The organism is Pseudomonas sp. MT92 (genome assembly GCF_058792515.1).
Map to the genome: position 1 here is coordinate 115,636 of NZ_JBXAFA010000004.1, position 12,926 is coordinate 128,561.

Here is a 12,926-nt window from a genome sequence, read left to right on the forward strand (position 1 = left end):
GCGGTGCACCTTGAGGGGGGGAATGAAAAAGCCCGACATCGGGATCGGGCTTTGCAACATCAGCTGTTTTTAACGGTTCGCATCATCGGGCGGCGCTGCCTTGCGCCGATCCGGGCCTGCTGGATTGCCAGTGTTTATCAGCCTTCTTTCCAGCAGAATATTGTGCAGCGCTTCGCGGTCCGACGGGGTCAACTGGTGCTCTCGCGCTTTGAGTTCCAGCAGGATAGGGCTGGACCACTGACGATAGGTGTGTTCGGCACTACGCGTGGGTGACATCGCTTCCTCCTTGATCAGGCTCCTGCCAATAAAGGCACCGCAGTTCGATACGTTTGAGACCCTAGTCGAGGAAACTGACTATCGCCACTGCAGCGTGTCGGACATCAGCCTCGCGAGTCCGCCGGATTGTGACCCATGAAATTCGGGCCGATGTGATCGGCCCGAATTTTTTGTCTAGACGTAAGCCTGACTACCAAAGCCCCGTGGCAATCTTTGCCGTCCCGCCATGGCCGACAACCGTTCGGTCCAGGCCTGGCGCCAGTCAGTGACGATGTGTGGGACTTTGGCCTTGCGGGCGGCGCGGCGTGCCGCGTTACGTTCGTTTCGGCGTGCTTCCTTGAAAACCTCGGTGTTGCGGCAGCTTCTGCATTTCACCCGGTTGAGTTCGCGGGTCGAGGTGAGATGGGTACCTTTGTGACCGCAGGCCAAATGCCCGCTGACTTTGAAGTGAGTGACCATCAGAACGTCTCCTTGGTGACGTGTAAGCGTTTGACCACTCACGGTCGGGGACGTTCGGTCGTGACCCGGGCACAAAAAATCCCGGCGCGGGGCTGGGCAGGGGAGAAAGGAAGACAATCAGGCAGGCACGCAACCGGTGACGATAATCTCGCCAATCATGCCTGCTACATCGGGTCGCGCCTTAGCATCGAATGTGCGATTCGAATCATCTGAACCGTGGCAGCGGAGGCTCGACAGGTTTGAGCGACGACAGGGTGTTGCGAATCAGCGGCGTATCCTTTTCGATGTCGTTCAGGCGATCACGAATTCTGAGGGCTGTCGGATGTCCGCCTTGATGATCGACCCAGTCGGCGATTTCCTTGCACGCCGCAGCCAAGCGAACCTGGCGCGAGTCGAGCAGGGTGAGCAGGGTGGTGATGGACTCTTTTTCGGACATGGAAAACACCTCCGTTTGAGAAACCTGGCAGTTGGCAGTAAAAAGCCCGCCGGGCGCGAGCTTTCTACCGATGGATTGCTGGTCCTTCAGCTCCTTTCAGTATAGACCCCTACAAGGCACGCTAAAGCTCATCAGCCTTGTCGGGCCATGATGTGTGACCTGGCGTTGAGCTGTCGGCAAACGTGCCGGGCGTCTTCCTCGAGATCGTAACCGTCACCGATGAAACCGTGGGTTCGGGTATCGGCGATGCGATACCAGACAGCGGCGTCAGGAGGCGAGTGAGCGGTTTCTCCGGCCCGGCGGCCATGAATGATGATCTTGTTGCATCGCTTCACGACGAAAATGTCTTCCATGGCGTCACCGCAGCTGATTCGTTTACACATCAACTATAGAAGTCATTTGTAATCGTGCAAAAAATAGACAAGTCAATTCGTCGGCTCAGACACCAGTTTCTCCAGCAACATGGCCAATCCGACTTCCTCGGCGCGCAGGCCTTTACGCATGCGCGGCCTGGGCAACTGCGCCAACGTACCCAGCACAAAGCCTTCGAGCACCGCCGGATGGATGTAGCACTTGCGGCACACTGCCGGCGTATTGCCTAGCTGTCGGGCGACGTTTTTCACCATCTCCACCACGTGCCGCTTCGCCTCCGATTCCGGTTGCCATTGCAACTCTCGCAGCACCGCAAGGGCGAGGGCGCTACCGGCCCAGGTGCGGTAGTCCTTGGCGGTGAAGTCGGCACCGGTCAGGGTTTGCAGGTAGGCGTTGACGTCGGACGAGGTAATGCTGTGTCGCTCGCCGTTTTCATCGAGGTACTGAAACAGGTTTTGTCCGGGGATCTCCTGGCAGCGCTTGATGATGCGTGCCAGTCGCCGGTCTTTAACGGTGATCTGATGTTCGACGCCACTCTTGCCACGAAACTGGAACAGGATCGCACTGCCGTTGATCTCGACATGCCGGTTGCGCAGCGTGGTCAGGCCGTAGGAGCGGTTGTCCCGGGCATATTGAGTGTTGCCGACGCGGATCAGCGTGGCATCGAGCAAGGTGATGACCGTGGCCATGACCTTGTCGCGGCTGAAACCCGGCGCGGCCAACAAGGCTTCCAGCCGTTTGCGCAGTTTCGGCAAGGCCAGGCCGAAATCCCGCAGGCGCGAATACTTGTCCAGATCGCGAACTTCACGCCAGCGTGGGTGATACCGGTACTGCTTGCGGCCCCGGGCATCACGGCCGGTGGCTTGCAGGTGCCCGCGCGGGTCGGCGCAGATCCACACGTCGGTGTAGGCCGGCGGCACCGCGAGCGCGTTGATGCGCCGGATCACGTCCGGGTCGGTGATGCGTTGTCCCGCCGGATCGAAATAGCAGAACTTGCCGCGCTGTTTCTGGCGGCGGATTCCGGGTTGGGTGTCATCCACGTAGTGCAGGTCGGACGGCAGCGCATCGGGCATGGCAATTGTCCTTGGCGAGGAGTCAGGGGGCCGTTAAAGGCATTGACCCCGCGCCGCCTCAGTCGTGCCAATGCCTTTACGCGAGCACCGCCACGGCTTTGATCTGCGCCCAGAGTTGCTGGCCGGGATGGACATTCAACTGGTCGCGGGAGAAGCGGGTGATACGCGCCAACAAAGGGGTTCCCGCCGCGTCGAGACGGATCAGTACATGGGCGGCATTGTCGGCGCCCATCTCGCTGACCACAGTGACCGGCAGAAGATTGAGGATGCTGCTGTGCTCGGCGCTGTGCAGGCTCAGGCTGACATCCCGCGCCTGAACCTTGCAGCGCAACGCCTGGCCCGTGGCCATTGGCGTGTGCGCCACGCGAATGTTCAAGGCCGTGTCGGGCAGTTGCAGGGTGAGCAATTGATAGTGGCTGTCATAGGCACAGACGCGCCCCTCAATCACCACGCCGGCGTCGTCGCCCAGCGCGAGTGGCAAGTCCAGGCGTGCCAGGGTTTGGCCGATCGGGCCGCTGGCCAGCGCCTTGCCGTTGCTCAGCAGGACGAGGTGGTCGGCCAGGCGCGCCACTTCATCCTGGGAGTGGCTGACATACAACACCGGGATGTCCAGTTCGTCGTGCAATCGTTGCAGGTACGGGAGGATTTCGCTTTTGCGCTGGGCGTCGAGCGCCGCCAGCGGTTCGTCCATCAATAACAGTTTCGGGCTGGTGAGCAGGGCGCGGGCGATGCCGACTCGCTGGCGTTCCCCGCCCGACAGGTGTTGTGGATGGCGATCCAGCAGGTGGCCGATGCCTAACAGTTCGGTTGCGTGGGCCATGTCGACCCGACGCTGGGGTTTCGGGATACGTTTGAGCCCGAACTCCAGGTTGGCCAGCACCGACAAATGCGTAAACAGGCTGGCCTCCTGAAAAACGTAACCCAGGGCCCGCTTGTGCGGCGCCACGAAAATCTTCCTTTCGCTGTCCTGCCAGACTTCATCGTTGACCTGGATAAAGCCTTGATCGGCCTTTTCCAGGCCGGCGATGCAGCGCAGGCAGGTGGTCTTTCCGGACCCGGAATGGCCATACAGTGCGGTGACACCACGGCCGGGCAGTTGCAGGTCGACATCGAGGTGGAACCCCGGGTAGCTCAATTTCAGGCGCGTTTGAATCATCGATCAGCTCCAGCCCGCTTTGGTTTTACGGCTGGAGTACAGCGCCAGCAACACCGCAAAGGAGAACACCAGCATGGCGCCGGCCAGCCAATGGGCCTGGGCGTATTCCATGGCTTCGACGTGGTCGTAGATCTGCACCGAGACCACTCGGGTTTTATCGGGAATGTTACCGCCGATCATCAGCACCACGCCGAATTCGCCGACCGTGTGGGCGAAGCCGAGGATGGCGGCGGTGATGAAGCCGGGGCGGGCCAGCGGCAGGGTTACGCTGAAAAAACTGTCCCAGGGATTGGCGCGCAGGGTCGCGGCCACTTCCAGCGGGCGGGTGCCGATGGCGGAAAAAGCGTTTTGCAGGGGCTGGACCACAAACGGCATCGAGTACAGCACCGAACCGATGACCAACCCTGCGAAACTGAAGGTCAGGGTGCCCAGCCCCAGCGATTGGGTGAAGTGGCCGACAAAGCCGTTCGGGCCCAGCGCCAGCAACAGATAAAAACCGATCACCGTGGGCGGCAGCACCAGGGGCAGGGCGACGATCGCCCCGACCGGGCCGCGCAGCCAGGATTGGGTGCGCGAGAGCCACAACGCTATCGGAGTGCCGATCACCAGCAGGATGACGGTCGTCAGGGACGCCAGTTTCAGGGTCAGCCAGATGGCGGAAAAATCGGCACTCGATAGCGTCATTTAGAGTTGGTAACCGTAGGACTTGATGATGGCGGCGGCTTTCGGCCCTTTAAGGTAGTCAACCAGGGCCTTGGCAGCCGGATTGTCCTTGCCTTTGTTGAGGATCACCGCGTCTTGTTTGATCGGGTCATGCAGGCTGGCCGGAACGATCCAGGCCGAACCGCTGGTGATTTTACCGTCCTTGTAAATCTGCGACAGCGCGACAAAACCCAACTCGGCATTGCCCGTGGAGACAAACTGATAGGCCTGGGTGATGTTCTGGCCTTCAACGATCTTGTCCTTGACCTTGTCGGTCAGACCTTCCCTGGCCAGTACCTGGGTGGCCGCCAGGCCATAGGGAGCGGCTTTTGGATTGGCAATGGACAGATGCTGGTATTGATTGTCGCTCAGGACCTTGCCCAGAGCATCGACGTAGCCTTCCTTGGCCGACCACAACGCCAGGGTGCCGACGGCGTAGGTAAAGCGCGAGCCCTTGACCGTGTCGCCTTCGTCTTCGAGTTTTTTCGGGGTGGTGTCGTCCGCCGAGAGGAGCACTTCGAACGGCGCGCCATTCTTGATCTGGGTGTAGAACTGACCCGTCGCGCCGAAGGCGGTCACCAGCGTGTGACCGGTGTCTTTTTCGAAGCCCGCCGCGATGGCCTGGATCGGCGCGGTGAAGTTGGCAGCGACCGCCACCTGGACTTCGTCCGCCTGGGCGCAGCCGAAGGCGAACACCGCGACAAGGCTGGTCAGGCAAGCAGGGGCGAAACGTGAGGCGCTATGGGACATGAAACGGCTCCGTGGCAGGCATTACATAGAGGGGCAACGCTATATATAAGAATATATAGCGAAATGCCTGCAAACGGAACTTGGGGGCATTGGACTGTGGCAAGCCCCCTTCACCACAGGTTTGTGTTGACTTGAGGAATCGTCAGCGTCCAAGCAATTTCGCCAACCCTTCTTCAGCAAGTCGTCGGGTCAACGCTGCCGTGGTCATTTCCACACCCAAAGGGAATGCCTGTCCGGCCCAGAGATTGCTGAAATCCGCTTCGCCCTTCGCCCGCAAAGGCATCAACGCGCCGCCGGCCAGTGGAAAGGCCGGCGCCTTGTCGCTCATCGGTCCCAGTTCACGCATGACCCGATTGAGGATGCCGCGCGCCGGGCGCCCGGTGAAAATGTTGGTGACGGCGGTCTCGCTCTCCCGGGCGGTACGCAACGCCTGGTGATGAGACGCACTGACTTTGGCTTCCGACGTAAACAGATAGGCCGTACCCACTTGCACCGCCGAAGCGCCCAACATGAAGGCTGCCGCGACACCTCGCGCGTCGGCAATGCCGCCAGCGGCAATCACGGGTACCTGCACCGCATCGACGATTTGCGGCACCAGGGCAAAGATCCCGACCTGGCTGCTCAGGTCATCGCTGAGAAACATTCCGCGATGTCCTCCTGCCTCGTAACCCATGGCGATGATCGCGTCGCAGCCATGGTGTTCAAGCCAGATGGCCTCTTCGACGGTGGTGGCCGAAGACACCACCTTTGCCCCGGTGGCTTTTACCCGATCCAGCAAGGATTTTTCCGGCAGGCCAAAGTGAAAACTGACCACTTCGGGGCGAAACGCTTCGATCACCTCACAGGCCGCGACATCGAAGGGCGCGCGGTTGGACACCGGCGTCGGCGCCTCAAAGTCGACGCCCAACTCCCGGTAATAGGGTTCCAGCAGGTTTTTCCAGTCACGCGCGCGTTGCTCATCGGCAGCCGGCGGCTGGTGACAGAAGAAGTTGACGTTGAACGGGCGTGAGCTGTGTTGACGAATGGTCGTCAACTCGGCGCGCAATTGCTCGATGCTCAGCATGGCGGCGGGCATCGAGCCCAGGCCGCCGGCATTGCTTGCCGCAATCACCATGGATGACTGGGTGGCACCGGCCATGGGGGCCTGAATAACGGGCAGCTCGATCCCGAACAGATCAAGAATACGAGTGTCTGGCCATAGGCTCATTTTTGAGGTCTCCGACGTTGAAACCGGGCAGGGCGGTTCAAGCGGTTTTGTAGCAGCAATGACTGTCCCGAGGCCAGTCTTGTTTGACGCTGAATCAGCGGCGAAGCAGCCCGCCAGCGGCGCCAAATGCGCGATGGGTCCGGTAGCGGTTCGCGGCGGGCAGGGCCAGCCGACCTGAGCACCGGAAAACGCATCCCCGCAGGTCATGGAAAGGCTCCGAGGTTTTATCGATTGGCTTAAAGTCGAATGCGGCATTTTTTTGCGATGTGGTATTTAATTCAAGCCACAACAAATAATCACACCAGGAGACAGTCATGTTCCAAGGTATTTTGATCGAGAAAGACGACAGCGGTTACCGGGCCAGGCTGCAGCAGATCCATGACGACCAATTGCCCGAGGGCGATGTGACTGTACGTGTCGCCTACAGCACGCTGAATTTCAAGGACGGCCTGGCGATCACCGGTAGTAGCCCGGTGGTGCGAAAATTCCCGATGGTGCCAGGGATCGATCTGGCGGGCACTGTCGAAGTCAGCGGGCATCCGGACTACAAGGTGGGTGACAACGTCCTGCTCAATGGCTGGGGGGTGGGTGAGGGGCATTGGGGCGGCCTGGCGCAGAAGGCACGCCTGAATGGCGACTGGCTGATTCCGCTGCCCAAGGCGTTTACCGCCGCTCAGGCGATGGCCATCGGCACGGCGGGCTACACGGCCATGCTGTGCATCCTCGCGCTGGAGCATAACGGCGTGACGCCCGAGCAAGGCGAAATCCTGGTGACGGGCGCCAATGGCGGCGTAGGCAGTTTCGCTATCGCGCTATTGAGCAAACTGGGTTATCGCGTGGTGGCGTCCACCGGCCGTACTTCGGAACACGACTACCTCAAGCAACTGGGGGCCAGCGAAATCATCGACCGCGCCACGCTGTCCGAGCCGGGCAAGCCCCTGGCGAAGGAGCGCTGGGCTGCGGTCATCGATTCGGTCGGCAGTCACACCCTGGCCAATGCCTGCGCCAGCACCAAGGCCAACGGTACGGTCGCTGCCTGTGGTCTGGCCCAGGGCATGGACTTCCCGGCCTCTGTCGCGCCGTTCATCTTGCGTGGCGTGACCCTGGCGGGCATCAACAGCGTGACGCAACCCAAAGCCAAGCGGGTCGAGGCGTGGAATCGTCTGGCCCGGGATCTGGACTTTGACCTGTTGCCACTGATCAGCCACGAAATCGGGTTGAGCGAAGCGATTGACGCGGCGCCACGTTTGCTCGCCGGCCAACTGCGGGGCAGGGTTGTCGTCGACGTCAACCGCTGACAAACCAGCCATCCTGCCTGCGGCAGATCCCATAAGGGGACGCGTTGCCCTGCAGGATTTACCGCCGTGTTTACCGCTACTGCGCTTCCCGTTCCAGCAACTGCCGCTTGCGCTCTACGCCCCAGCGGTAGCCCGACAGATTGCCATCGCTGCGCACCACGCGGTGGCAGGGAATCGCTACCGCCAGGCTGTTCGCGCCACAGGCTTGGGCCACCGCGCGAACGGCTTTTGGCGCGCCGATTTGCCGGGCGATATCGGCGTAGCTGGCCGTGCGGCCGACGGGAATGTCCCGCAGGGCTTGCCAGACCCGCTCCTGAAACGCCGTGCCACGCACGTCCAGAGGCAAGTCCAGGCCCAGCGCCGGGGCCTCGATGAAACCCACAACCCTGGCGATCAATTGCTCGAAGTCTTGATCGGCACCGATCAGATTGGCCCGGCGAAACTTGTCCTGCAGATCGCAGACCAGTTGCTGCGGATCGTCCCCCAGCAAAATGGCGCAAACCCCGCGCTCGCTCTGCGCCACCAGGATCGCGCCCAGGGAACATTGGCCGACGGCAAACCGAATGTCGTTGTTCTGGCCGGCCGCGCGATAATCCGCAGGTTTCATGCCCAGCAGTTGATCCGCTGCTTCATAAAAACGGCTGTTGGAGTTGAAGCCGGCGTCGTACAGCGCGTCGGTTACCGAACCGCCATCCGTCAAACACTCCCGAACCCTGCGGGAACGATGGGCAGCGGCGTAACCCCTGGGTGTCAGGCCGGTGACAGCCTTGAACACTCGATGAAAGTGAAAACTGCTCAGTCCCGCTGTTTCGGCCAGTTCGTTCAAGGCCGGGAGCGTTTGTGCACTTTCGATCTGCCGGCAAGCGGCGGCCACGGTGGCGGCATGCTGCGCGGCCACGGCGCTTTGATCCTTCGCCGCGCGTTTGCTCGGACGATAACCCGCTGCTTGTGCCTGTTCGGCCGTGTCGAAGAACTCGACATTCTGCGGATTCGGCAAGCGCGCCAGGCTACTGGGATTGCAGTAGATGCCGGTGGTTTTCACGGCATAGACAAATTGCCCATCGGCGTGTGGGTCGCGAGCGACGACGGCGGCCCAGCGTGGGTCGAGTTCAGCGGTGTTTTTTGTCGTATGGCTTGTCATGGCGGGAAGTCCGTTGACCTGTTTACGGCAGATTAACCACGTCGGCGTGCCGTCACACTCCGGTGCTTGCGGTCAAATTCGACAGGTTCATCCCGCCGTGCGGAAGGTGAAGTTGATCCGCTGTTCACCCAGCAGTGAATGCTGGCCTTCCTTGATCGGCAGGACACCGTGATAGCGCAAGCGATCAACGCCGCCCCAGACCACGATGTCGCCGTGCAGCAGCGGGACACGCTGGCTTTTATCGCTGCGTTCAAAACCGCCGAACAGGAACATTGCTGGCAAGCCGAGCGATACCGAGACGATCGGCGCGGCGTAGGTGCATTCGTTTTTGTCCTGATGCAAAGACATTTTCGCCCCTGGGAGGTATCGGTTGATCAGGCAGGAGTCGGGGAGAAACTCGCTGAAACCAGCCTCTTGCGCGGCGGCCTGGGCCAACTGCAAGAAAATCTCCGGCATGTCCGGCCACGGCTCGCCTGTCTGCGGATCGTGGTGCGTATAGCGATAACCGCTGCGGTCAGTGGTCCAGCCCAAGGCGCCACAACTGCTCAGGGCGACCGACATGGTAAACCCGCCCGGCGTGATCATCTGCCGAAACGGTGCCGCAGCCAGCACAGCCTCGAGTGCCGGCAGCAAACGTTCCAGCCAGGGTAAGGCAAAGCCTCTCAATATGTATGACTGTTCGCCGATTTGCTCACGCCGGGGTTGCTGCACGGGTTCCGCGTCGGCGAACAGATCAGGGGTGGTAGGGTTCATGGTGATCCATGATGCATTGTGGAAATAATGCCTGGGGAAAGCCGTTTTTCGCTGTGCAGGCGAGGGATGCCATGACGCGAATGATCAACGCCGGGAGCAGACATCCATGTTGCCGCTCCACAGGGTGTTACAGCGCTTTGCTGACGCTGATCTCGCTGATGACGTCTTCGCTCTGGCCGTGAATGGCTTCCAGCGCGGCTTTGGCTTCTTCTGCCGTGCCGTTTTCAAGCTGGGCGAACTCGAAGCGACGTTCGCCGTTAAGCTTGTATTTGATGACGTATTTGGTCGTTTGGGCCACGGTCATACCTGTCTGTGTGCGGACTGGGGCGTCACTCAGCTCAATTTCGAGCTGGTGCGGCGGATGATCTTGATCGAGTGAGTCAGGGTCGGTTTACGGGTCACGCTGATCGCCCGGCGGTTGACGGTATCGATGGTGATATTCCAGAAACCGGTGCTCGGCGCGGTGATGCGGGCCGGAAAGGTGTCGAACGCGCCACCGTGGTAGGTATGACGGCCGCCATTCTTGAAGCTGCGGAAGTTGGCGTCGTTCATCAAGCGGATGTTGCACATTTGGGAGCATTGGATGACGACGATGTCGTCTTCGTTGAGGTGCTCGCGCTGGTGGATAAATTTCATGGGCGCCTCCAGAAGGGCTTTTTCTACAAAATCAAAACGATAGCAATGGGCGATTGGCGCAGTTTATCAGCCCGCAGGCGTTATTATCGGGTCGTTGAGGTCCGATTTGGCAATAAAAAACCGATATCGGGCAATCCTTGGGCATTAAATACAGTGGGCCTTGGAGAAAAACAGCGTCTTTGCTGTCCGAGGGTCTTTATTGGAGGTTTTATATGAAGTGGGGTGCGTGGGTCCTGCCGTTGTTTCTGGCAATCAGTGGGTGTGCAAGTGTCGCGGAGATCAGCGAGACCCTGCCCACCATGAACGTGATTTCAGGCAAGAAGCCCCATGAGTACGCGCAATGCCTGAGCGAAAAGCTCGCCAGCAGCCGTGGTGCCTTGCAGATAGAAACGCATAAAGAGGACGTTCGAGTCATCGTGCCGCAGAAGTTCTCGTCCGGGCCGGCCGCCGTATTCGATATCGAACATCGCTCCGGCGGCAGCAGTATCAAGCTGCATGAGCGTATTTCCAACGTGCCCCTGCGCCCACGGGATGTGCGCGACGCTGCCACCGAGTGCATTTCCGGCTGATACAATACCAACGGTCAGCACCGATGCCGTCAAAGCAAGACTTTGGCGGCATTGTCATTTCTGGAGTCGAGCATGAAGCGAGAGCAAGTACGGGAGCGCCATTCAAAGGGGCAGGTCTCTGGCACCCACGTGATTCAGAACCCGGCAGATCCGGGCGAATGGATCGTTTTTTTCAAGAAAAGCGGAGGGCGCAGTTTTTTTCTGGTGGACGACAACGATGAAGTGGAATCCTTCAATCGCCTCGACGACCTGATCGAAACGGTACGGGGCCTGGGTATCAAGTTCGCCGAAATCCACATGTAAAGGCCGCACGCCTTACTTGCAGACCACCACCACGCTGCGATTCTTGTAGTTGCCGACGTCGACGCCCAGGGTTTTGTCGCTTTCCTTGGTGGCGGGCGTGCCATCGGTGCCCACAATCCGGTAACCGGTGCCGGCGCACGAGGCGTCGGCCTTTTCGTAGCAGGTGGCCCAGGAGTTGGCTTCCCCGGAACAATCAATGGCCAGACCCTGTTCGCCGTTATTCAAGTACGTGGTTTGGGACGTCGCACAGCCACTCAGGGCCAATACCGCGATCAGTGGCAAAAATTTAGTCATGTCGTTGTCGTCGTCAAAGAGGTGGGCAAAAGCTGTGACAGCGCCGGCAGCAAAAGGTTATAGCGATAGGCCACTTGTTGCCGGTTTTCATGAAAAAGCCCTGCGCAATGGCAGGGCTTGGGTGCCGATCAGTGCTTGTCCTTGCCGCGTCGCTTGGGCTCCGGGTGCTCAAGCTCCAGCACCGAGGCCACTTCAATCGCCATGGCTTCGGTCGGAAAGGGCCCGGCAATATTCTCACCGGCGACAGTGCCTACCCACCATTGTCCATCCATTGCCTTGTTGATCAGGAAACCGTTGACGCTCTTTGCTGCCGACATCTATCTGCCTCGTTGGCTGGTTCAATCGCGCCATGATAACGCCAAATGCACGCATCGGGTGCGGATGGGCGTATGGTGGGCCGATTGCCCGTTCAGATGACAAACCGTGCAAGTCTGGCAGTGTCTGCTATCAATAACAGGTTGCTGAGCAATCTGCGGAGCTCCCAGCGGAACTATCCGCTGAAATATTTCTCTATGATGGCATCGGTTAGCCAGTGCGGGGCATTGTAAGGTGCTCGCTGCCTGATTAGACTGCGCCGAAACTCGTACACACAGCCCTTTCAAGGACTTTTATGATCAAGAAATGCTTGTTCCCAGCAGCCGGTTACGGTACTCGCTTCCTGCCAGCGACTAAAGCCATGCCCAAAGAAATGCTGCCGGTGGTAAACAAGCCACTGATCCAGTACGGCGTCGAAGAAGCTCTGGATGCCGGTTTGACCGAGATTTCCATCGTTACCGGTCGTGGCAAGCGCGCTCTGGAAGACCACTTCGACATCAGCTACGAGCTGGAAAACCAGATCAAGGGCACCGACAAGGAAAAATACCTGGTCGGTATCCGCCGCCTGTTGGATGAGTGCTCGTTCTCCTACACGCGCCAGACGGAAATGAAAGGTCTGGGCCATGCCATCCTGACCGGTCGCCCGCTGATCGGCGACGAGCCGTTCGCCGTGGTGCTGGCGGATGACTTGTGCGTCAACCTGGAAGGTGACGGCGTACTCAAACAGATGGTCAAACTGTACAAGCAGTATCGCTGCACCATCGTCGCAATCATGGAAGTCGACCCGCAAGAAACCAGCAAATACGGCGTGATTGCAGGCGACCTGATTGGTGATGATCTGTACCGCGTGCGCAACATGGTCGAGAAGCCAAAACCGGAAGATGCCCCGTCGAACCTGGCGATCATCGGTCGTTACATCATGACGCCGGACATCTTCAGCCTGATCGAGCAGACCGATCCGGGCAAAGGTGGCGAGATCCAGATCACTGACGCCCTGATGAAGCAGGCGCAGGACGGTTGCGTGATTGCCTACAAGTTCAAGGGCAAGCGCTTCGACTGCGGTGGCGCCGAAGGTTATATCGACGCGACCAACTTCTGCTTCGAGAACTTCTACAAGACTGGCAAGGCTTACTGATAGCGCCTGAGCTGCCTGTACTGAAAAAGCCACCTACGGGTGGCTTTTTCA

General features: G+C 59.7%; 19 protein-coding genes. 4 read left to right on the forward strand and 15 right to left on the reverse strand.

From position 1 onward, the window contains the following. Positions 1–69: 69 nt before the first annotated feature. From AC1Q6D_RS08870 to AC1Q6D_RS08910, 9 genes are all read right to left on the reverse strand, one after another. On the reverse strand, positions 70–276 hold the full coding sequence (locus AC1Q6D_RS08870) for a hypothetical protein (RefSeq protein WP_103404630.1): 207 nt from the start codon (positions 274–276) through the stop codon (positions 70–72). Between the two features lie 174 nt (positions 277–450). Continuing rightward, on the reverse strand, positions 451–735 hold the full coding sequence (locus tag AC1Q6D_RS08875) for a hypothetical protein (protein ID WP_103404629.1): 285 nt from the start codon (positions 733–735) through the stop codon (positions 451–453). 205 nt (positions 736–940) lie between these two features. Further along, a complete protein-coding gene (locus AC1Q6D_RS08880) occupies positions 941–1,171 on the reverse strand; it encodes a hypothetical protein (RefSeq protein ID WP_008031039.1) in 231 nt (76 codons plus the stop codon). A 131-nt stretch (positions 1,172–1,302) separates the two neighbouring features. Then, positions 1,303–1,524 (reverse strand): hypothetical protein, encoded by a 222-nt coding sequence (locus tag AC1Q6D_RS08885; RefSeq protein ID WP_103404628.1) that lies wholly within the window; start codon positions 1,522–1,524, stop codon positions 1,303–1,305. Between the two features lie 72 nt (positions 1,525–1,596). Next, positions 1,597–2,616 carry a DNA topoisomerase IB gene (locus tag AC1Q6D_RS08890; protein ID WP_103404627.1) on the reverse strand — a complete coding sequence of 340 codons (1,020 nt, stop codon included), beginning with the start codon at positions 2,614–2,616 and terminating at the stop codon, positions 1,597–1,599. A 76-nt stretch (positions 2,617–2,692) separates the two neighbouring features. After that, positions 2,693–3,772 carry a molybdenum ABC transporter ATP-binding protein gene (gene modC / locus AC1Q6D_RS08895; RefSeq protein ID WP_103404626.1) on the reverse strand — a complete coding sequence of 360 codons (1,080 nt, stop codon included), beginning with the start codon at positions 3,770–3,772 and terminating at the stop codon, positions 2,693–2,695. A 3-nt stretch (positions 3,773–3,775) separates the two neighbouring features. Beyond that, the gene (gene modB / locus AC1Q6D_RS08900) at positions 3,776–4,456 is read right to left on the reverse strand and encodes a molybdate ABC transporter permease subunit (RefSeq protein WP_047529455.1); all 681 of its coding nucleotides are present in this window, start codon (positions 4,454–4,456) and stop codon (positions 3,776–3,778) included. After that, positions 4,457–5,224: a molybdate ABC transporter substrate-binding protein gene (modA, locus tag AC1Q6D_RS08905; protein WP_103404625.1), complete on the reverse strand. Its 768-nt coding sequence runs from the start codon at positions 5,222–5,224 to the stop codon at positions 4,457–4,459. Between the two features lie 142 nt (positions 5,225–5,366). Next, positions 5,367–6,431, reverse strand: coding sequence for an NAD(P)H-dependent flavin oxidoreductase (locus AC1Q6D_RS08910; RefSeq protein WP_103404624.1), 1,065 nt, complete (start codon positions 6,429–6,431; stop codon positions 5,367–5,369). 314 nt (positions 6,432–6,745) lie between these two features. On the opposite strand from AC1Q6D_RS08910, the gene acuI reads away from it, so the two are divergent. After that, complete coding sequence (acuI, locus tag AC1Q6D_RS08915) at positions 6,746–7,729, forward strand: acrylyl-CoA reductase (NADPH) (protein ID WP_492618459.1); 984 nt, start codon at positions 6,746–6,748, stop codon at positions 7,727–7,729. Between the two features lie 76 nt (positions 7,730–7,805). On the opposite strand, the gene ada is transcribed toward acuI, so the two are convergent. The 4 genes from ada to AC1Q6D_RS08935 all read right to left on the reverse strand — a co-directional run bounded on the left by ada (position 7,806) and on the right by AC1Q6D_RS08935 (position 10,259). Then, a complete protein-coding gene (gene ada / locus AC1Q6D_RS08920; RefSeq protein WP_103403011.1) occupies positions 7,806–8,870 on the reverse strand; it encodes a bifunctional DNA-binding transcriptional regulator/O6-methylguanine-DNA methyltransferase Ada in 1,065 nt (354 codons plus the stop codon). 87 nt (positions 8,871–8,957) lie between these two features. Next, positions 8,958–9,623, reverse strand: coding sequence for a DNA oxidative demethylase AlkB (gene alkB / locus AC1Q6D_RS08925; protein WP_103403012.1), 666 nt, complete (start codon positions 9,621–9,623; stop codon positions 8,958–8,960). Positions 9,624–9,750: 127 nt separating this feature from the next. Then, positions 9,751–9,921, reverse strand: a complete 171-nt coding sequence (locus AC1Q6D_RS08930; protein WP_090469670.1) for a hypothetical protein — start codon at positions 9,919–9,921, stop codon at positions 9,751–9,753. 35 nt (positions 9,922–9,956) lie between these two features. Beyond that, complete coding sequence (locus tag AC1Q6D_RS08935; protein ID WP_047529442.1) at positions 9,957–10,259, reverse strand: DUF1883 domain-containing protein; 303 nt, start codon at positions 10,257–10,259, stop codon at positions 9,957–9,959. Positions 10,260–10,471: 212 nt separating this feature from the next. Here AC1Q6D_RS08935 and AC1Q6D_RS08940 point away from each other — a divergent pair, with 212 nt between their 5' ends. Together AC1Q6D_RS08940 and AC1Q6D_RS08945 are read left to right on the forward strand one after the other, a co-directional pair. After that, positions 10,472–10,828 carry a hypothetical protein gene (locus tag AC1Q6D_RS08940; RefSeq protein ID WP_047529440.1) on the forward strand — a complete coding sequence of 119 codons (357 nt, stop codon included), beginning with the start codon at positions 10,472–10,474 and terminating at the stop codon, positions 10,826–10,828. A 72-nt stretch (positions 10,829–10,900) separates the two neighbouring features. Further along, the gene (locus tag AC1Q6D_RS08945; RefSeq protein WP_103403013.1) at positions 10,901–11,131 is read left to right on the forward strand and encodes a hypothetical protein; all 231 of its coding nucleotides are present in this window, start codon (positions 10,901–10,903) and stop codon (positions 11,129–11,131) included. 12 nt (positions 11,132–11,143) lie between these two features. Here the strand turns inward: AC1Q6D_RS08945 and AC1Q6D_RS08950 are convergent, their stop codons facing one another. Together AC1Q6D_RS08950 and AC1Q6D_RS08955 are read right to left on the reverse strand one after the other, a co-directional pair. Beyond that, complete coding sequence (locus AC1Q6D_RS08950; RefSeq protein WP_047529436.1) at positions 11,144–11,425, reverse strand: hypothetical protein; 282 nt, start codon at positions 11,423–11,425, stop codon at positions 11,144–11,146. Between the two features lie 128 nt (positions 11,426–11,553). Then, positions 11,554–11,742 carry a hypothetical protein gene (locus AC1Q6D_RS08955; protein ID WP_103403014.1) on the reverse strand — a complete coding sequence of 63 codons (189 nt, stop codon included), beginning with the start codon at positions 11,740–11,742 and terminating at the stop codon, positions 11,554–11,556. A 293-nt stretch (positions 11,743–12,035) separates the two neighbouring features. Between AC1Q6D_RS08955 and galU the strand changes: the two genes are divergently transcribed. Then, the gene (galU, locus tag AC1Q6D_RS08960; RefSeq protein ID WP_047529432.1) at positions 12,036–12,875 is read left to right on the forward strand and encodes a UTP--glucose-1-phosphate uridylyltransferase GalU; all 840 of its coding nucleotides are present in this window, start codon (positions 12,036–12,038) and stop codon (positions 12,873–12,875) included. Positions 12,876–12,926: the final 51 nt, after the last annotated feature.

Coding starts and splice junctions, on each gene's coding strand:
- AC1Q6D_RS08950 (WP_047529436.1), bottom strand. CDS start 11,425: ATGACTAAATTTTTGCCACTGATCGCGGTATTGGCCCTGAGTGGCTGT.
- AC1Q6D_RS08875 (WP_103404629.1), bottom strand. CDS start 735: ATGGTCACTCACTTCAAAGTCAGCGGGCATTTGGCCTGCGGTCACAAA.
- acuI (WP_492618459.1), top strand. CDS start 6,746: ATGTTCCAAGGTATTTTGATCGAGAAAGACGACAGCGGTTACCGGGCC.
- AC1Q6D_RS08935 (WP_047529442.1), bottom strand. CDS start 10,259: ATGAAATTTATCCACCAGCGCGAGCACCTCAACGAAGACGACATCGTC.
- AC1Q6D_RS08945 (WP_103403013.1), top strand. CDS start 10,901: ATGAAGCGAGAGCAAGTACGGGAGCGCCATTCAAAGGGGCAGGTCTCT.
- modA (WP_103404625.1), bottom strand. CDS start 5,224: ATGTCCCATAGCGCCTCACGTTTCGCCCCTGCTTGCCTGACCAGCCTT.
- modC (WP_103404626.1), bottom strand. CDS start 3,772: ATGATTCAAACGCGCCTGAAATTGAGCTACCCGGGGTTCCACCTCGAT.
- AC1Q6D_RS08910 (WP_103404624.1), bottom strand. CDS start 6,431: ATGAGCCTATGGCCAGACACTCGTATTCTTGATCTGTTCGGGATCGAG.
- modB (WP_047529455.1), bottom strand. CDS start 4,456: ATGACGCTATCGAGTGCCGATTTTTCCGCCATCTGGCTGACCCTGAAA.
- AC1Q6D_RS08890 (WP_103404627.1), bottom strand. CDS start 2,616: ATGCCCGATGCGCTGCCGTCCGACCTGCACTACGTGGATGACACCCAA.
- alkB (WP_103403012.1), bottom strand. CDS start 9,623: ATGAACCCTACCACCCCTGATCTGTTCGCCGACGCGGAACCCGTGCAG.
- galU (WP_047529432.1), top strand. CDS start 12,036: ATGATCAAGAAATGCTTGTTCCCAGCAGCCGGTTACGGTACTCGCTTC.
- AC1Q6D_RS08955 (WP_103403014.1), bottom strand. CDS start 11,742: ATGTCGGCAGCAAAGAGCGTCAACGGTTTCCTGATCAACAAGGCAATG.
- AC1Q6D_RS08880 (WP_008031039.1), bottom strand. CDS start 1,171: ATGTCCGAAAAAGAGTCCATCACCACCCTGCTCACCCTGCTCGACTCG.
- ada (WP_103403011.1), bottom strand. CDS start 8,870: ATGACAAGCCATACGACAAAAAACACCGCTGAACTCGACCCACGCTGG.
- AC1Q6D_RS08940 (WP_047529440.1), top strand. CDS start 10,472: ATGAAGTGGGGTGCGTGGGTCCTGCCGTTGTTTCTGGCAATCAGTGGG.
- AC1Q6D_RS08885 (WP_103404628.1), bottom strand. CDS start 1,524: ATGGAAGACATTTTCGTCGTGAAGCGATGCAACAAGATCATCATTCAT.
- AC1Q6D_RS08870 (WP_103404630.1), bottom strand. CDS start 276: ATGTCACCCACGCGTAGTGCCGAACACACCTATCGTCAGTGGTCCAGC.